Here is a 15,891-nt window from a genome sequence, read left to right on the forward strand (position 1 = left end):
TCTGGCTGCAAAGCTAGATTCAATGCAACAAGGTTGCAACTATTTTTGCAACTTTATTGCATTCACTGTAGTTTAGAGCAAACAGTCACTAAATTTACCCGCGCAAAAGTTCTGCAACAATGTTGCACAGTTATCCCAACTGTTCTACCTTTGCTCCCGCAAGCCACAATAACCGCTATGAAACTGGATATTCTGTCGAAGAAAGCTGATTACGTAGGAATCACGGGGTCTGTTCTGTGCATCATTCACTGCCTGGCAACGCCCGTTCTGCTGATGACCTCGTCAGTATTTCGACACGATTCGATCCGGATGGGTTATCTGAGCCTCGATTACGTTTTTATCGCCCTGAACATTACGGCCGTGTACTACGCCACTCGTCACCAGACGGCTCCGCTGATCAAAACCCTTCTGTGGGCCTTTCTGAGCGTGTTTGCGCTGGCCATTGTCCTGGAAGACGTCAACGAAATTTTTGAATATCTGGGTTACGCCGCTTCGGCAGGACTGGTGATGACGCATCTGGCCAACCTGCGGTACTGCCGGTTGCAGCACGCGCACTGACCCCTTTTACGGACTTTTTTTGCTCAACGTGCGACCGCCGGGAGGCTTTCCTTCAGGCGGTCGCACGTTTGTTTTTGTAAACCTGTGTTGACGCACTTTCTCACCGGGGCGGCGGCCTGCTTTGTTTTTTTCGGAATTTTAAGCCGTCCGGTTCGCCGCTGCCAGGGTCTCCAACCGCCGACAGAGCGGACGAATTCTGCGCCCAGATGGCGGGCCGATCCACTCCTGAAAAAACATTATCAGACAGCTACAATTGAGGTAATGGTTTGGTACGATTCCTGTTAATCAACTTTTAACCTGCCTCCTCTATTGAAACAATAGGGAAAAATTGGTTTATTCGCAGTAAAGACCGTAGAAAGTACCGTAACTGTCTCGACAGCTAATGAAAAACACCCGGAATGCCATTTGGCTTGGCCTTCTTTTCCTGCTAAGCCTTCGTGGCGTTGCTCAGTACGAACCGCCGGACGCTTCGTCCGAACCGCTTGCCCACCTTACCTCGCACCCGCGGGTCGAACGCCGCGCGCCCAAAGCGCAGGTTTCGGTCAAGGTTGGCATGGAGAAACAGCTGTTCGCTTCGTATATTCTGGCTACTGCCGCCCTCAACGAGCCCAACGACGCCTACACGCTCGGCGACGGAGATGGGCTGGTGGCGGTTTTTGTGCAGAATCCAACGCCCGACACCCACGTTCGGGTAGAGATCGGCGCTACGCCTTTCAGCGATGCCGCCGTGTACGAGGGAACGATGCAGGAAGCCGGTCGCCAGTATCAGGTGACGCCCCGGCTCGCCTGGAATTACCAGAAGCTCCGCGCCCTGCAGCAGCCGACGCCGATCAACCTGACCATTACGACCTACATCGACGAAATTAAAGCCGGACACCGGACGGTAGTCGCCACGCTGCGCTCGGTCAACGACTGTCCGTATTTCTGGGAGGAAAAAGGCAACCCGACGGGCGGCATGGACCTCAATTACATGTACACCGCTTACATCAACGAAGATGATCCGGTGGTGGACCAGATTCTGGCCGAAGCACTCAAGACAGGCATCGTGACGGGCTTCGACGGCTACCAGTCGGGCAACCCGAAGACGGTGGATGAGCAGGTTTTCTCCATCTGGTACGCGCTGCAGAAGCGCGGCGTGCGGTACAGTTCCATCTCGACCAACTCCAGCACGGGCAGTTCGGCCCGGCTCTACAGCCAGCGTATACGCCTCATCGATCAGACCTGGAATGTCCGTCAGGCCAACTGCGCGGATGCGATGGTGCTGTTTGCGTCGGTCCTGCGCTCCATTCACATTGAGCCGGTTCTGGTGTTGTTCCCCGACCACTGTTTTCTGGGCTACTACCGGGACGACGACCGGCGGGATTTTGTCTGCCTGGAAACGTCGATGGTCGGCGAGCTCAATCTGGCCAAGATTCCCGTCACCAAACGGGTTAAAACGTCCCGGCAGATGTTTGCAACGGCCCGCGCCCGCGCCCAGCGGCAGTACAACGAACTGAAAGAAATTTTTGCCTCCCGGAAGGAACCGCATTACCGCTTCATCACCGTCGCCGACGAGCGCAAAGCGGGCATCCGGCCGATTGGGAGAGCTTCAGATAGTTTCTGAACCGGGATTAAACAGATTAGGGGATTTATTATGATGTTCTCAATCAAGCGAAGCATCATAATAAATCCCCTAATCTGTTTAATCCCGGTTCAGAATCACTCCTCCGCCAGCGTCCTTGAAATATTCATCCGGTAGATGCCCAGCGCGGGCAGGGCAGCGGCCAGCACGCCGATCAGAACGGCCACGCCCAGCAACGCCCATTCTTCAGGCAGCAGCGACAGGTCGTTGAGGTTGTAATGATAGTCGCTGGCGTAACGGGCGGAGAAAATCAGCAGGCCCAGGCGGCTCAGCGCCAGTCCCAGGACAAAGCCCAGCAGCGCCAGCACCAGCCCTTCCAGCAGCAGCATGCCGAACAACTGCGTCCGGGTGCCGCCCATCGACAGCATCAGCGCCATTTCGTATTTTCGGTCCTTTAGCGAGTTGTACAGCGATACGAAGACGCTGATGCCCGCAATGAGCATGATGGCCACGGCCAGACCGCGCAGCGTATCGATTCCGACACCCAGCAGGCTGAACAGACGGTCCACTTCAATCGCCGGAACGGCCGCCTGCATTTTGGTATTCATGTTGATGTTCCGTGCCAGCATCATGCCCATCGGGTTGCGGAACTTGATGAGCATGCTCGTGATTTCGCGGGCCTCGTCGTGGTGTTCTTCGTCTTCTTCGTGCTCGTCGGCGGGCGGCGGACCGGGAACGGCCAGCATCGGCATCCGGCGACCACCGGCCGGGGGCTGCGGTTTGGCCTGCGCGACCTGCTGCGCCGGGGCTTCGTCGGAGTGCTCTTCGCCTTCGTGCTCCTCTTCGTCATGGTGTTCTTCCTTCGCGGCCGAAGCGCCCGCGGAGGCCGTTTCCCCGGCTTCGTGGTGCTCGTGAATGGCCCAGACGCTGGACACGTTCGTCAGAATCAACTGGTCGATCACGCTGCCGGCGGGGCTGAAAACGCCCACCACCTTGTACTGCGCTTCCTTGTGGGCCTCACCTTCTTCGTCCAGGCCGTGCGCCCCGGCAAAGGAGTCTCCGATTTTGAGACCCGCCGCCTCGGCCACCCGGGCCCCGATGGTTACTTCGAGGTCTTTCGCAAACAGCCGCCCCTCGCCCACTTTGGCTCCGTAGTGGTCCACGTACTGTTTATCCGTCCCGACGATGCGGAACGAACGGAAATTGTCGCCCATCGCCAGCGGAATGGCCGTCTTCACCATCGGGTTCTGCGCCAGCCGCTCGGCTTCCTCCAGCGGAATGTTGCCGGTCGGCGAATCGATCTGGTAGATGCTCGACAGAATGAGTTGCAGCGGACTTCCCTTCGCCCCAATCACCATGTCAACGCCTTTGATGTTGCGGTTGAACTGCTCGGTCAGTTGTTTATTCAGCAAAAGGAGCAGCGAAATGATGCTGATGCCGAGCGTCATCAGCAGTCCGCTCAGGAAGCTGCTCAGGGGCTTGTCGCGCAGATTCGCCCAGCTTATTTTCAGAAGGTTCATATCTGTTTTCAGTTTTCTGTTTTCAGTTTTCTGTTTTCGGATGCCTGCCGTAGAAAAATCATCGCCGACGAAGCAACTGAAAACAGAATACCGACAACTAAAGAAGCACCTGGTTGGAAAACGCATCTTTCAGCCGCTGGTCGTGGGTAACGACAATCAGACTGGCCCCCACCTGGCTGGATTGCTGCCGGAGCAGGTCCACCACCCGGGCGCAGTTTTCATCGTCCAGGGCGGAAGTTGGTTCGTCGGCCAGAATCAGGTTGGGGCTGTTCATCACGGCGCGGGCGATGCTCACGCGCTGCTGTTCGCCCTGGCTCAGCTGGTGGGGCCGTTTCGGCAGGCGGTCCGCAAAGCCCAGCTGTTCGGCCAGCTGGCGGGCGCGGGCGGGGTTCTGCGGTTGTCCGGCGAGGTAGTTTGCCAGCAGCAGGTTGTCCAGCACGGACAGGGAACTGACAAAATGCGGTTTCTGGTAAACCAGCCCCACATGCGCCGCCCGGAAAGCGGCCGTTTCGGACACGCTAAGCCGCGTCAGATCGGTATTGTTGATGAGGACCGAGCCGTTTTCCGGCTTCAGCAGCAGGGCCAGCAGGTGCAGCAGAGTCGTTTTGCCTTTGCCCGACCGGCCCAGAATCAACAGGGCGTCGCGGTCGTTGCAGTGAAGGTCCGGAAACGTAAATCGTTTTTCGGGTGAATAGGAAAAAGTCAGTTGAGACGAAGTCAGCATGATGCTTTTTGAAATCGGCGGTTAAAGTCAAAAATACCAAATTCCTGCAACAGGCTTGCAAAATGCGACGAATCCCCGAAGAAAACACCGTCGCCCGTCCGAAAAGCCGTATTTTCGCCGCATGAAGAAGCGCCTTGCCCTGTTTGCCTCAGGTTCCGGCTCCAACGCCGAGAAAATCGCCGATCACTTTGCCGGTCGCGAAGACGTAGAGATTAGCCTGATTTTGTCCAACAACCCCAAAGCGGGCGTCATCGAACGGGCGCGCCGCCTCCATATCCCGGTGCTGCTGTTCGACCGGCCGACGTTTTACCAGACTGACCGCATAACCGAAATGCTTCAGAACCAGCAGATCGACCTCATCGTGCTCGCGGGTTTTCTCTGGCTGATGCCCGCCTCGCTGGTCCGGGCTTTTGACCGGCGCATCGTCAACATTCACCCCGCTTTGCTGCCCAAATACGGCGGAAAAGGCATGTACGGCCATTTTGTCCACGAAGCCGTTGTGGCCGCCGGGGAAGCCGAATCCGGCATCACCATTCATTACGTAAACGAGCAGTACGACGAAGGCGCCGTTATTTTTCAGGCAAGCTGCCCCGTTCAGCCTACCGACACCCCCGAAGACGTCGCCCGCCACGTGCAGGTACTCGAACACCGGCATTTTCCGGAAATAGTGGAAAAAGTGTTATTTGGAAATTAGTTTTTGGTTTAGGGTTTATAGTTGCTCTGCCATATTCTAACCCTGCGAAGCAACTATAAACCCTAAACTCTAAACCACAAACTATAAACCTCCTATCGTCTTGTCCATGAAGAAGCTGTTGGGTGCATTGCTGTTGATTCCGATGCTGGTCGGCTGTTTCCGTCCGGCCATTCCGATTGCTTTGCCGCCGGATTATCCGGTCGATGTCTATTACGAAAATCAACGGCCTGAGCAGGCGTATGTGGAGCTGAAAGAACTGGAGTATCTGGAGGAAAAGCCGCTGGAAGAGCGTCAGAAAACAACCCGAAGTGGCCGCATGCTGAACCGGGGCATCGATATGGAGCAAAAGGAAATTCTGCTGGCGAAGATGACCCTGGAGGCCAAACGCCTCGGCGCCGACGCGCTTGTCAGCATCCGCTACCAGTATTACACCACGGTCACGATGAACGGCTGGCGACTGCGGGGAGTGGCGGTGAAATATCAGTGAAAAAAGTCTTTAAGTCGTACGTCTTTAAGTCGTAAGTGGCTCCGCCGTTTCCTAACCTGGCGGAGCCACTTACGACTTAAAGACGTACGACTTTTTTTATTTCACTTCTTCGTAATCCACGTAATCGCCGCCCTGAATTTTGGAGTCCGTGGCACCGGGGGGGACGTGGTCTACTTTGATATCGCCTTCTTTGCTGGCATAGCGCTGATGCGCTTTTTTCTGCTCCTTTACCAACTGCCGACCCACCAGCAGCCAGAAAAAGAAACGGCGCACCGGTGGAACAAAAACAATGATCAGAAACAGGATAAACAGAAATTTGAACATCGATGTCGCTTGTTAAGCCGGGCCCTCCGGAAAGTTGCCGGGCAGACAAAAGTACTGCTTTTCACTCACTAACGTAAAAAAAGCCGGAACAGTTGCCGGGATTTTGGCCGACCCTCACAAAATTGTCCGCGGATCGGGCGCGACGCGGGTATTGTCGTACCAGGTGTTCATCTCGGCCATGTCCTCGTCCGAAAGGCTGAATGTCAGCACGTCGAAGTTGTCCCGGATGCGTTTTTGGTTGACGGACTTGGGAATGGTAATGACCCCGTGCTGCAGCGACCAGCGGATCAGAATCTGGTAGGTCGATTTGCCGTACTTTTCGGCCATCCGCAGCAGCCGCGGATCGTCTTTCTTCTCGCCCCGCACCACCGGCGCGTAGCCCTCCGGCTGAATGTCTTTCTCGCGGCAGTAGTCCAGCACCTCGGGCAGGTAGCAGTACGGACTGAATTCAAACTGGTTGACGGCCGGCGTCACCGTGGCGATGCTGAACAGTTCGTCGAGGTGATGCGGGTAGAAATTGGAAACGCCGATTGCCCGGACCCGCTCGTCGGCATAGAGTTTTTCGAGCGCCCGCCAGGTGTCGAGGTTTCGTCCCTGCACGGGCCAGTGAATGAGGTACAGATCCACGTAGTCGGTGCCCAGGCGGTTCAGGCTCCGGTCAAAGGCCCGGAGCGTGGACTCGTAGCCCATCTCGTCAGTCCAGACCTTCGTCGTAATGAACACTTCGCGGCGCGGCAGTCCGCTGGCCTGCACGGCTTCGCCCACTTCCTCTTCGTTCTGGTAGGCACTGGCCGTATCGAGGAGGCGGCAACCCGCTTCGAGCGCCCATTCGACGGCCCGCCGGACTTCATTTTTCTGTTCGGGTGCGTACACGCCCAGGCCCAGCAGCGGGATGTCGATGCCGTTGTTGAGCGTAATGCGGGGAAAACTCATGCGTTCGGGGATAAGACGTTTTTCTTCAGGCGGCAATTTTACGGATAGATTCAAATAAAGCAACACCCAGGCTCTGTTTGCGGAAGGCGGAAAACAGGCTCTCAATTTGTCTGACAAATCAACGAGTCAGGTATGTTATTTGCTCATTCCGAAGCCATAAGGCAACCACCGCAATCAATGAAACAACTTTTTACCGCCTGCCTCTGCCTCTTTGCCGGGACCACCGCGCTGGGCCAGACCAAAACGACTTATCTGGACCTTCCCTTCCAGCAGATCAGTACCCTGGCAAACCGCCAGTTTTACGTCGATAGTCTATTTGACGCCCGTCCGGATACCGCCCGCATCGGCACGCTGCAGAAATCTTCCGGCAAATCGACCGACCTGGACCTTAAAGGCGGCTTTCTGCCCAGCTTGCGGTCGTACGTATATATGACCTATAACCACATCAATCCGGCGTTCAAACCGGTCGTGGTGGGCATTCAGGAGTTCGACCTGACGGCCAATTCCAACCGCGACCGGCTGGAGCTGGGGCTTACTTTTTTCGTGCGGGACTCGGCCCGCAACCTTGTGCCGGTTTTTAAGGCGGAAATTATCAACGAGAGCGGTTCGTATCTGCCCGACCTGATTCGGAGCGGGCTGGAAAAAGCGTTCACCCGCTACAACCAATACGTGCTCGACCCGGTCGGGAAGCCCGCTTTTTACAGTGATTTTGACCTGGAAATGGCCAAAGCCGCCAGCGAAATGCGGCTGGAATCTGCCAGCTACCCCGAGGAACGCACGGCCGAAGACCACCTCCTCACCTGCCAGTCGCGGCGGATGGGCATTTATCAGGACTTCGACGACCTCCAGCGCAACCGGCCGACGCTGGTGGGCGGTTTTCTGGTGCAGGCCGACAAAGACTTTGCCACTGTGCGGAAGCCCTCGGGCGGACGGGCCAAATACCGCTTTTACGGCTTCAGCATCGACAAGGACCTTTACCTCAGCACCGCCCTGTATGCCAATAACTCGCTGGTCCGCCGGTATGTGCGCGTGCGGCATGTCGGGCGCTACCTCCTCTGGGTCGACGACTACGTCACGCCGAGTGAAGCCGTGAGCATAGGAGTGGGTGTTCAGTTCGGCGTTGTTGGAGTGTTGATTTCCAATTCCACAAGGCACCTGGACTGCATAGCGCTCGACATGGAGTCCGGCGCGATTTTCCGGGTGACGAAAGAAAAAATGGAAGAGATTCTGGCGGCGGCTCCGAATCTGCTGGAAGAGTATCGGAGAAGTTCCGACAAAAACGACGAGGTTGAGCAGTTCAAGTTTCTGCGGCGCTTCAACAAGCAGGTCGCGGCCGGTCAGCCGGTTCCTGTAGACTGACGCCTGGCGCAACTGCCTTGCAGGACAGAATCAAGAATCTTTTGAAATCCCGGAATTTTCACTGGCGAATACGAAGTAGTTTTTGCACTATCCCGACATAGGAGAATCAAAGTCGCTGATAATTTGGTTATTAGCCTGACAGTGGCCTGGACCCCGTCGGAGTTATCAGGCTCATTTCTAACCAAACTACTGATGCTATGCAGGTACTTCGGTTCAATCTGGCTGGTCTGGAAGTGCAGATCCGCCGCCGCGAAAATTGGATTTTTCAAAAACAGAACATACGAAACTTCATTCTTGCCAACGCTCCTGTGTTTGAAGCCATCTCCCGAATGACAGCGCCGTACGGGGGCAACATCATGAATCGCTCCTGACCGAAAAGGCCGCAAAAGCGGCCTTTTTTTATACCTGAACTCCCTGAATTTGTTATCTTTGGTAGTACATCAACGTTCAGAGTATGGTTACGGAGAAGCTACTGGAACTGCCTGTTCACCTGCAAACGATCGCGGAATTCGAGCAGTGGGAGCGGCAGCACGTCACCGAGGGCAGCTACGAGTTTGTCCGCGGGCGGGTTATTCCTAAAAATGGTATAAAACAGGAGGAAATTCTAATTGCGCGTTTTTTGCTCCGTGCTTTTGCCGGTACGGACGCTTACAGACAAGGGCATGAATTGATGCCGGAAACGGATTCCTACGTGGACTTATTTCGCAAACGTATCCCGGCTTTGACGTATTTCACTCCCGACTAAATCAGCGCCATTCGCGCCGGCGAACGTGTCAGTACGCTTTTTGCCATTGAAATTCTGTCGGAATCCGAAAGCCATCAGGACGTGATTGATAAACTGGAAGATTACTTCGACGGCGGCGCTGGGCTTGTCTGGTACATTGTTCCCAAACAGAAGCGCATTGAAGCCTACAGCAGCCCCGAACTTCTGAAAGTTTACAAAGGCTCCGACGAAATCACGGCCGCGCCCGTCCTGCCCGAGTTTCGCTTCACCGTCGCCGACCTGTTTGCCTGATTCGCACCCATCAGGAAATAGACCCTACCATAGTAATAGATTTCTAGGGTAGTCGTACTTTTGTAGAAATGTCCCTTTCGTTTACTCAATGACTATCCCTCTGGTAGATTTATCCACCTGTGAACAGGAACCCATTCATATCCCGGGCTATATCCAGGCGCACGGCCATCTGGTAGCTCTTTCCCGCGACAACCTGACGATTCAGTACGTCAGCGCGCAAATTGAAGATTTCTGCGGAACGGCGCCCGCGCAGCTTCTGGGTGCTCCCCTCAATGCCCTGCTGTCAGCCACGGAGCAATCGCCGGAAGCCCTGGTGAACCTCATCCGGGTTATCCAGCGCAGCGATTCGCCCAGCGGCATCAATCCGCAGCGGTTTACCATCATGGGGCAGCCCTGGGACCTGGTCGTACACGAACATGGCGGCCTGATTCTTCTGGAATGGGAGCCGACGATTGAATCCACCGGCGCGTTTCGCCACCAACCGCTCATTGCCGAGGCGCTGGCCGAGTTGCAGTCGAGCAAATCGCTGGAAGAACTCCTGCAAAACACCGCCCGCCGCGTCCGGACCATCATTGGCTTCGACCGGGTCATGGTCTACCGTTTTGGCGCGGACTGGCACGGGCAGGTCATCGCCGAAGACAAAGCGGACGAGATGGAGACGTACATGGACCTGCATTTCCCGGCTTCGGACATTCCCAAACAGGCCCGGGAACTGTACCGGCTCAACCCGGTGCGTCTGATTGTGGATACCTACAGCCAGCCGACGGCCATTCTGTCGCGGCACCCGGCGCCGCTGGACATGACCCATGCCGGGCTGCGGGCCGTTTCGCCCGTTCATATCGAGTACCTGCGGAACATGAACGTCGGGGCTTCCATGAGCCTTTCGCTGCTGTACCGGGGGAAACTGTGGGGGCTGATGACCTGTCACCATTCGGAAGCCCGCTTTATCGATTACCCGACCCGGCAGGCCGCCCAGTTTGTGAGCCAGTTGCTGTCGGCTGCGCTGGAATTCCGGGAAAGCGAAGCCGACGCCAGCCAGCGCCGTCAGTTTCTGGACCACGAGCATACGCTCCACCAGCAGCTGCTGCAGGATGCTAATCTTTTCTCTGCGCTGACGGCCCACCCGGTCACTGCGCTCGACGTAACCAGCGCCACCGGGGCCGCACTCATCTACAACGGGCGGATTCACCAGCTGGGACAGACCCCCGACGAAAAATCCCTGGAGCGGCTGGCGGAATGGCTGAACAAGCATCCTTTCGATGTGTTTCACCAGACGCACCGGCTACCCGACGAGTTTCCGGAAGCCGCAAGCTATTCGGAGGTGGCGGCCGGTATGCTGGCCATCGTCCTCTCCCGCGAGATGGGCGAATACCTGCTGTGGTTCAAACCCGAACAGCTCCGGGAAGTGACCTGGGCCGGGAATCCGGAGAAATCGGTTACCGTTCAGGAAGAAGGCGGCCTGCGGCTGAGTCCCCGCAAAAGTTTTGAAGCCTGGTCGCAGACGGTTCGGCATACTTCACAGCCGTGGAGCGACGCCGAGCTTTCGGCGGTACTGAAACTACGCGAGAACGTTCTGCAGGCCATCACCCGGCAGGCCAACCAGCTCCGGCAGCTTAACCGGCAGCTTCAGATGGCCTACGAAGAGCTGGATGCCTTCAGCTATACGGTTTCGCACGACCTCCGGACGCCGCTTTCCTCGATCCGTTATTTTGCGGATATTCTGGAAGAAGATTACGGGACGAACCTCGACGACGACGCCCGGCAATTATTAACCAAAATCATTCAGTCTACCGACCGATTAGGGGAACTCATCTCCCACATTTTGAATTATTCCCGTATGGGCCGGTCGGAGATTCACCGGCTGGAAGTACCGATGAGGCCGCTGCTGGATCAGATTCGTGAAGAGGTACTGATCGACAGTCACCACAGCGCCGTGACGATTGAACTGGGCGACACCCCGCCGCTGCTGGGCGACCCGACGATGCTGGCGCAGGTGTTTACCAACCTGCTGACCAATGCTGTAAAATACAGCAAACCTATCGCCGCCCCCCGCGTGTTTATCGAGGGACGTCGTGCTCCGGGTGAAGTTATTTACTCCGTGCAGGATAATGGTATTGGTTTTGATATGAAAAAGGCCGGGCGCATGTTCGAACTTTTCCGGCGACTGGATAACGCGATCGAAATTGAAGGCAGCGGAGTCGGGCTGTCCATTGTAAAACGCATTGTAGGCCGCCACGGCGGAAAAATATGGTACCAGAGTGCCGTAGGGCAGGGAACCACCTTCTGGGTTTCTTTTCCCGACACCAACTGAGCGCTAATTTCTCCGAAACAGCCTGTTTTTAACGCAACAACCACTCTTTTTTTTAAACACTCAACTCAAGACTTACCTCGTATGGTTGACTTACTGTATGTGGAAGATAATCCCAATGATGTAGCGGTTTTTAACCGGGCGATCAGCAAGCTGGATGTCGGCGTCCGCTACGTAGTTGTCGAAACTGGCAAAACCGCCATCGATTACCTGACCGACCCACAAACCAAAGATTCGGCCCGACTGGTGCTGCTGGACCTGAACCTGCCCGACCTGAGCGGGCTTCAGGTGCTGGAAGAACTCAGGACCGTGGCCCGGCTGCGTCGGTTGCCTATTGTCATTTACAGCACCTCGGACGAGCCGCGGGAAGTACAGCGGGCCTACGAACTGGGTGCCAATGCCTACATCCGCAAACCCAGCAATTACAAAGGTGTTGGGTCGGTGCTGAGCCGGCTCTGCGGCTTCTGGCTGATGGACGATCTGCTGGTCCATTAAGGGCTTAAAAAACGGCCTCTCCGGCTTCATGGACATCTGTAAGCCGGTAGACGCACGGCCCCAGGGTAACGCTCCTCTATATACGTTTTCTGAATTACGCTCCTCCCGGTAATTGCCCCGTCATCAGCCAATAATCGCCAATCTGCTGGACCGTCTGTTTGATCTCTGCGTAGGAAAAAGGCTTTGAAATAAAGGCGTTCACGCCCATCTGGTAGGCTTTCTCCACGTCACTCGGCTGTTCGGATCTGGTTAACAGCAGGATGGGCACGGCCCGGTACTGCTCATTCTGCCGAATAGCCTTTGTGGTCTCGATGCCATTCATACGAGGCATGTCCAGATCCATCAGGATAAGCTGCGGCTTGTCCCGAACCGAAATTTGCCCCAACGCCTCGATCAGTTCTGCGCCATTGTTGTACACAGTTACCCGTATCGATGCATTATACCCCTCGAGTGCTTTCTGAAAGGCAAAGCAAAAATTAACATCGTCATCAACCAGCACCAGGCGAGGCCTAATCATACTTCAACGCGAACAAAATGGCACCTTACGAAATAAAGCGTGAAAGATAAACAGATTCAACTTTATACGCCCAATAACTTACTGAGTTGCCCGGTGCCGGAAGCAGCCGGCGCAGGGCCTTGTCTTCCCGGAGTAGCCGCCTGCGGGTAAACGGCGACCAGCGACTCCGGCTTTCGGGCTCAAACGGCAGGAAGAGCCTGCCCGAACGTTCCTAAAAAAAGTGGGTGCCACAACCTGAAGCCGTGGCACCCACTTACTTTTTCGTGCTTAGCGGCTCAGGTACAGATTCCGCTCCGAGTAGACTTTCTGGAAGAAATCATCTTGCAAATCATCAATGAAGTAGATGCCTTCGCCGGTTGACTTCATCTCCGGACCCAGTTCCTTGTTGACGTTCGGGAATTTGTTGAACGAGAACACCGGAATCTTTATAGCGTACCCTTTTTTCACGGGCTTGAATTCGAAATCCTTCACCTTTTTGGCACCCAGCATCACCTTCGTGGCGTAGTTCACGTACGGTTCCTGGTAGGCTTTGCAGATGAACGGCACCGTCCGGCTCGCGCGCGGGTTGGCTTCGATGACGTACACCTTCTCGTCCTTGATGGCGAACTGGATGTTGATCAGACCCACCGTTTTCAGGGCTACGGCGATTTTCTTCGTGTACTCCTCAATCTGCCGGATCACATTCTCGCTCAGGTCAAAAGGCGGCAGCAGGGCGTACGAGTCGCCGGAGTGAATACCCGCCGGTTCGATATGCTCCATGATGCCGATGATGTGTACGTCCTCGCCGTCGCAAATCGCGTCCGCCTCGGCTTCGATGGCGTTTTCGAGGAAATGGTCGAGCAGGATGTTGTTGTCCGGAATGTCGTTCAGGATTTTCATCACGTGCGCTTCCAGTTCCTGCTCGTTGATGACGATCTTCATCGACTGCCCGCCCAGGACGTAGCTCGGCCGCACCAGCAGCGGGAAGCCCAGGTCTTTCGACAGGTCGAGGGCCGCTTCTGAATCGCGCACCGTGCCGAACTTCGGATACGGGATGTCGAGGTCGCGGAGCAGGCTGGAAAAGTGACCCCGGTCTTCGGCCAGGTCAAGGGCTTCCCAGCTTGTGCCGATGATCTTGATGCCGTAACGCGTCAGCTTTTCGGCCATTTTCAGGGCCGTCTGCCCGCCGAGCTGCACGATCACGCCTTCCGGCTTTTCGTGCTGGATGATGGCGTGGACGTGCTCCCAGAACACCGGCTCAAAGTACAGCTTGTCGGCAATGTCGGGGTCGGTCGAAACCGTTTCCGGGTTACAGTTGATCATGATCGTCTCGTACCCGCACTCTTTCGCCGCCAGCACACCGTGGACGCAGGAGTAGTCGAACTCGATGCCCTGCCCGATGCGGTTGGGGCCGGAGCCCAGCACCACGACTTTCTTGCGGTTGCTCACCACCGATTCGTTGCCCGGCAGGTCCGAAACCGGCTCGGGGCGGTCGGTCATGATGGGCACCTCGTTGTTGAAGGTCGAATAGTAGTACGGCGTTTTGGCCTCAAACTCGGCGGCGCAGGTGTCTACGCACTTGTACACGCGCCGGATGTTGTGCTTCTGGCGGTAATCGTACACCTTGCTTTCCCGGACCTGCAGCAGGTGGGCCAGCTGGCGGTCGGCATAGCCTTTCTGCTTGGCCGTGCGCAGCAGTTCGGGCGGCAGGTCGTCGAGGTCATATTTCTGAATCTCGCGCTCCAGTTCCACCAGTTCTTCGATCTGGTGCAGGAACCACGGGTCGATTTTGGTCAGTTTCTGAATCGTGCGGAACGACATCCCGGCCTTGAAGGCGTCGTAGATGTGGAACAGCCGGTTCCAGCTCGGGTGGCCGAGGCTTTCGGTAAGCGCCTTCTGGTCGGTCAGTTCCTTGCCGTCGGCGCCGAGGCCGTTGCGGCGGATTTCGAGCGACTGACAGGCTTTCTGGAGGGCTTCCTGGAAGTTCCGGCCGATGCCCATCGCTTCACCCACGGATTTCATCTGCAGGCCCAGCGAGCGGTCGGAGCCGGGGAATTTGTCGAAGTTCCAGCGCGGCACCTTCACGATCACGTAGTCGATGGCCGGTTCGAAGAAGGCCGAGGTCGAGCCCGTGATCGGGTTGATGAGTTCGTCGAGGTTGTAGCCGATGGCCATTTTCGCCGCGATCTTGGCAATGGGGTAGCCCGTTGCTTTCGACGCCAGGGCCGACGAGCGGCTCACGCGCGGGTTGATTTCGATGGCGATGATATCGTCCGTTTCGGGGTTGACCGAGAACTGCACGTTACAACCGCCCGCAAATTTGCCGATGCCGTCCATCATCATGATGGCGAGGTCGCGCATTTTCTGGTAGAGCGTATCGGGCAGGGTCATGGCCGGGGCGACCGTGATGGAGTCGCCCGTGTGGATTCCCATCGGGTCGAAGTTTTCGATGGAGCAGATAATGATGAAATTACCCGCGCCGTCGCGCAGCAGTTCCAGTTCGTATTCTTTCCAGCCCATCACGCTCTGTTCCACCAGTACTTCGTGGACCGGCGAGGCGTGCAGGCCGTTCGTCAGAGCTTTGTCAAAATCTTCGGGGCGTTCCACGAAGCCGCCGCCGGTTCCGCCGAGCGTAAACGACGGGCGAATCACCAGCGGAAAGCCGATTTCCTGCGCGATTTCCTTGCCTTCGAGGAAAGACCGCGCCGTGCGGCCTTTGCAGACGCCCACGCCCAGTTCCAGCATTTTGAGCCGGAATTTCTCGCGGTCTTCCGTGGTCTCGATGGCCTTGATGTCCACCCCGATGATGCGGACGCCAAACTTCGTCCAGACGCCGGCCTTGTCGCAGTCGATGGCGAGGTTCAGGGCGGTCTGGCCGCCCATGGTCGGCAGCACGGCGTCGATGGGGCGACCCATATCCTGGTGTTTTTGCAGGATTTCGACGATGGATTTCTTTTCCAGCGGCTTCAGGTAGACGTGATCGGCGTTGATCGGGTCGGTCATGATGGTGGCCGGATTGGAGTTGATCAGCGACACTTCGATGCCTTCTTCGCGCAGCGAACGAGCCGCCTGCGAGCCGGAATAGTCGAATTCACACGCCTGACCGATGACGATAGGGCCGGAGCCGATAATGAGAACCGAGCGGAGGGAAGAATCTTTGGGCATTTTTCAGCGGAAAAAGAAAGTCTTATGAATATCGGTTTGGATACTCCACTGACCCCACTGAAACGAACCGGCCCGCAAAACACAGAATGCCAATCAAGTCATGAACAGGCACAACCGGAGCGCCGGCCAGGCTGTTCCGGTATGGTCAAAAAATTGCACAAAATTAGTCGAATGAGGGGGAATGCGAAACAGATGACTAAAAAAAGTTCGAAAACCTTCCGATAAACCCTTCTTGAACCGTTCGCCGCCATT

16 protein-coding genes are annotated in these 15,891 nt (G+C 56.3%); 10 read left to right on the plus strand and 6 right to left on the minus strand.

Going from position 1 to position 15,891, the window contains the following annotated elements; all coding sequences use genetic code 11:
- Nucleotides 1–177: 177 nt before the first annotated feature.
- Nucleotides 178–558, plus strand: a complete 381-nt coding sequence (locus ORG26_RS09125; RefSeq protein WP_266368616.1) for a MerC domain-containing protein — start codon at nt 178–180, stop codon at nt 556–558.
- A gap of 382 nt (nt 559–940) precedes the next feature.
- Nucleotides 941–2,161: a hypothetical protein gene (locus ORG26_RS09130; RefSeq protein ID WP_266368617.1), complete on the plus strand. Its 1,221-nt coding sequence runs from the start codon at nt 941–943 to the stop codon at nt 2,159–2,161.
- Between the two features lie 95 nt (nt 2,162–2,256).
- Here the strand turns inward: ORG26_RS09130 and ORG26_RS09135 are convergent, their stop codons facing one another.
- On the minus strand, nt 2,257–3,639 hold the full coding sequence (locus ORG26_RS09135; protein WP_266368618.1) for an ABC transporter permease: 1,383 nt from the start codon (nt 3,637–3,639) through the stop codon (nt 2,257–2,259).
- Nucleotides 3,640–3,736: 97 nt separating this feature from the next.
- Nucleotides 3,737–4,363 carry an ABC transporter ATP-binding protein gene (locus ORG26_RS09140; RefSeq protein WP_266368620.1) on the minus strand — a complete coding sequence of 209 codons (627 nt, stop codon included), beginning with the start codon at nt 4,361–4,363 and terminating at the stop codon, nt 3,737–3,739.
- Nucleotides 4,364–4,484: 121 nt separating this feature from the next.
- Between ORG26_RS09140 and purN the strand changes: the two genes are divergently transcribed.
- Both purN and ORG26_RS09150 read left to right on the plus strand, forming a co-directional pair.
- Nucleotides 4,485–5,057, plus strand: a complete 573-nt coding sequence (gene purN, locus ORG26_RS09145; protein WP_266368622.1) for a phosphoribosylglycinamide formyltransferase — start codon at nt 4,485–4,487, stop codon at nt 5,055–5,057.
- A 106-nt stretch (nt 5,058–5,163) separates the two neighbouring features.
- Nucleotides 5,164–5,544, plus strand: coding sequence for a hypothetical protein (locus tag ORG26_RS09150; protein ID WP_266368624.1), 381 nt, complete (start codon nt 5,164–5,166; stop codon nt 5,542–5,544).
- Between the two features lie 96 nt (nt 5,545–5,640).
- On the opposite strand, the gene ORG26_RS09155 is transcribed toward ORG26_RS09150, so the two are convergent.
- Both ORG26_RS09155 and ORG26_RS09160 read right to left on the minus strand, forming a co-directional pair.
- Nucleotides 5,641–5,868: a DUF4834 domain-containing protein gene (locus tag ORG26_RS09155; RefSeq protein ID WP_266368625.1), complete on the minus strand. Its 228-nt coding sequence runs from the start codon at nt 5,866–5,868 to the stop codon at nt 5,641–5,643.
- Between the two features lie 114 nt (nt 5,869–5,982).
- Nucleotides 5,983–6,801 carry an aldo/keto reductase gene (locus ORG26_RS09160; protein ID WP_266368627.1) on the minus strand — a complete coding sequence of 273 codons (819 nt, stop codon included), beginning with the start codon at nt 6,799–6,801 and terminating at the stop codon, nt 5,983–5,985.
- 177 nt (nt 6,802–6,978) lie between these two features.
- On the opposite strand from ORG26_RS09160, the gene ORG26_RS09165 reads away from it, so the two are divergent.
- The 6 genes from ORG26_RS09165 (at nt 6,979) to ORG26_RS09185 (ending at nt 11,978) form a co-directional block, all read left to right on the plus strand.
- Nucleotides 6,979–8,160, plus strand: a complete 1,182-nt coding sequence (locus tag ORG26_RS09165) for a DUF6563 family protein (RefSeq protein WP_266368629.1) — start codon at nt 6,979–6,981, stop codon at nt 8,158–8,160.
- 197 nt (nt 8,161–8,357) lie between these two features.
- Nucleotides 8,358–8,531, plus strand: a complete 174-nt coding sequence (locus ORG26_RS09170) for a hypothetical protein (RefSeq protein ID WP_266368631.1) — start codon at nt 8,358–8,360, stop codon at nt 8,529–8,531.
- Nucleotides 8,532–8,614: 83 nt separating this feature from the next.
- Nucleotides 8,615–8,905 carry a hypothetical protein gene (locus tag ORG26_RS23510; protein ID WP_323134397.1) on the plus strand — a complete coding sequence of 97 codons (291 nt, stop codon included), beginning with the start codon at nt 8,615–8,617 and terminating at the stop codon, nt 8,903–8,905.
- 45 nt (nt 8,906–8,950) lie between these two features.
- Nucleotides 8,951–9,175, plus strand: coding sequence for a Uma2 family endonuclease (locus ORG26_RS23515; protein WP_323134430.1), 225 nt, complete (start codon nt 8,951–8,953; stop codon nt 9,173–9,175).
- An 88-nt stretch (nt 9,176–9,263) separates the two neighbouring features.
- Nucleotides 9,264–11,486 (plus strand): ATP-binding protein, encoded by a 2,223-nt coding sequence (locus ORG26_RS09180; RefSeq protein ID WP_266368632.1) that lies wholly within the window; start codon nt 9,264–9,266, stop codon nt 11,484–11,486.
- Nucleotides 11,487–11,567: 81 nt separating this feature from the next.
- Nucleotides 11,568–11,978: a response regulator gene (locus ORG26_RS09185; RefSeq protein ID WP_266368633.1), complete on the plus strand. Its 411-nt coding sequence runs from the start codon at nt 11,568–11,570 to the stop codon at nt 11,976–11,978.
- Nucleotides 11,979–12,072: 94 nt separating this feature from the next.
- On the opposite strand, the gene ORG26_RS09190 is transcribed toward ORG26_RS09185, so the two are convergent.
- Both ORG26_RS09190 and carB read right to left on the minus strand, forming a co-directional pair.
- Nucleotides 12,073–12,495 (minus strand): response regulator, encoded by a 423-nt coding sequence (locus ORG26_RS09190; protein WP_266368634.1) that lies wholly within the window; start codon nt 12,493–12,495, stop codon nt 12,073–12,075.
- Nucleotides 12,496–12,762: 267 nt separating this feature from the next.
- Nucleotides 12,763–15,639 carry a carbamoyl-phosphate synthase large subunit gene (carB, locus tag ORG26_RS09195; RefSeq protein ID WP_266368636.1) on the minus strand — a complete coding sequence of 959 codons (2,877 nt, stop codon included), beginning with the start codon at nt 15,637–15,639 and terminating at the stop codon, nt 12,763–12,765.
- Between the last annotated feature and the right edge of the window lie 252 nt (nt 15,640–15,891).

The organism is Tellurirhabdus rosea (genome assembly GCF_026278345.1).
Lineage (GTDB): Bacteria > Bacteroidota > Bacteroidia > Cytophagales > Spirosomataceae > Tellurirhabdus > Tellurirhabdus rosea.

Bases quoted from the DNA above. Each gene is read 5' to 3' on its own strand.
- ORG26_RS09125 (WP_266368616.1), top strand. From the start codon at position 178: ATGAAACTGGATATTCTGTCGAAGAAAGCTGATTACGTAGGAATCACG.
- ORG26_RS09130 (WP_266368617.1), top strand. From the start codon at position 941: ATGAAAAACACCCGGAATGCCATTTGGCTTGGCCTTCTTTTCCTGCTA.
- ORG26_RS09135 (WP_266368618.1), bottom strand. From the start codon at position 3,639: ATGAACCTTCTGAAAATAAGCTGGGCGAATCTGCGCGACAAGCCCCTG.
- ORG26_RS09140 (WP_266368620.1), bottom strand. From the start codon at position 4,363: ATGCTGACTTCGTCTCAACTGACTTTTTCCTATTCACCCGAAAAACGA.
- purN (WP_266368622.1), top strand. From the start codon at position 4,485: ATGAAGAAGCGCCTTGCCCTGTTTGCCTCAGGTTCCGGCTCCAACGCC.
- ORG26_RS09150 (WP_266368624.1), top strand. From the start codon at position 5,164: ATGAAGAAGCTGTTGGGTGCATTGCTGTTGATTCCGATGCTGGTCGGC.
- ORG26_RS09155 (WP_266368625.1), bottom strand. From the start codon at position 5,868: ATGTTCAAATTTCTGTTTATCCTGTTTCTGATCATTGTTTTTGTTCCA.
- ORG26_RS09160 (WP_266368627.1), bottom strand. From the start codon at position 6,801: ATGAGTTTTCCCCGCATTACGCTCAACAACGGCATCGACATCCCGCTG.
- ORG26_RS09165 (WP_266368629.1), top strand. From the start codon at position 6,979: ATGAAACAACTTTTTACCGCCTGCCTCTGCCTCTTTGCCGGGACCACC.
- ORG26_RS09170 (WP_266368631.1), top strand. From the start codon at position 8,358: ATGCAGGTACTTCGGTTCAATCTGGCTGGTCTGGAAGTGCAGATCCGC.
- ORG26_RS23510 (WP_323134397.1), top strand. From the start codon at position 8,615: ATGGTTACGGAGAAGCTACTGGAACTGCCTGTTCACCTGCAAACGATC.
- ORG26_RS09180 (WP_266368632.1), top strand. From the start codon at position 9,264: ATGACTATCCCTCTGGTAGATTTATCCACCTGTGAACAGGAACCCATT.
- ORG26_RS09185 (WP_266368633.1), top strand. From the start codon at position 11,568: ATGGTTGACTTACTGTATGTGGAAGATAATCCCAATGATGTAGCGGTT.
- ORG26_RS09190 (WP_266368634.1), bottom strand. From the start codon at position 12,495: ATGATTAGGCCTCGCCTGGTGCTGGTTGATGACGATGTTAATTTTTGC.
- carB (WP_266368636.1), bottom strand. From the start codon at position 15,639: ATGCCCAAAGATTCTTCCCTCCGCTCGGTTCTCATTATCGGCTCCGGC.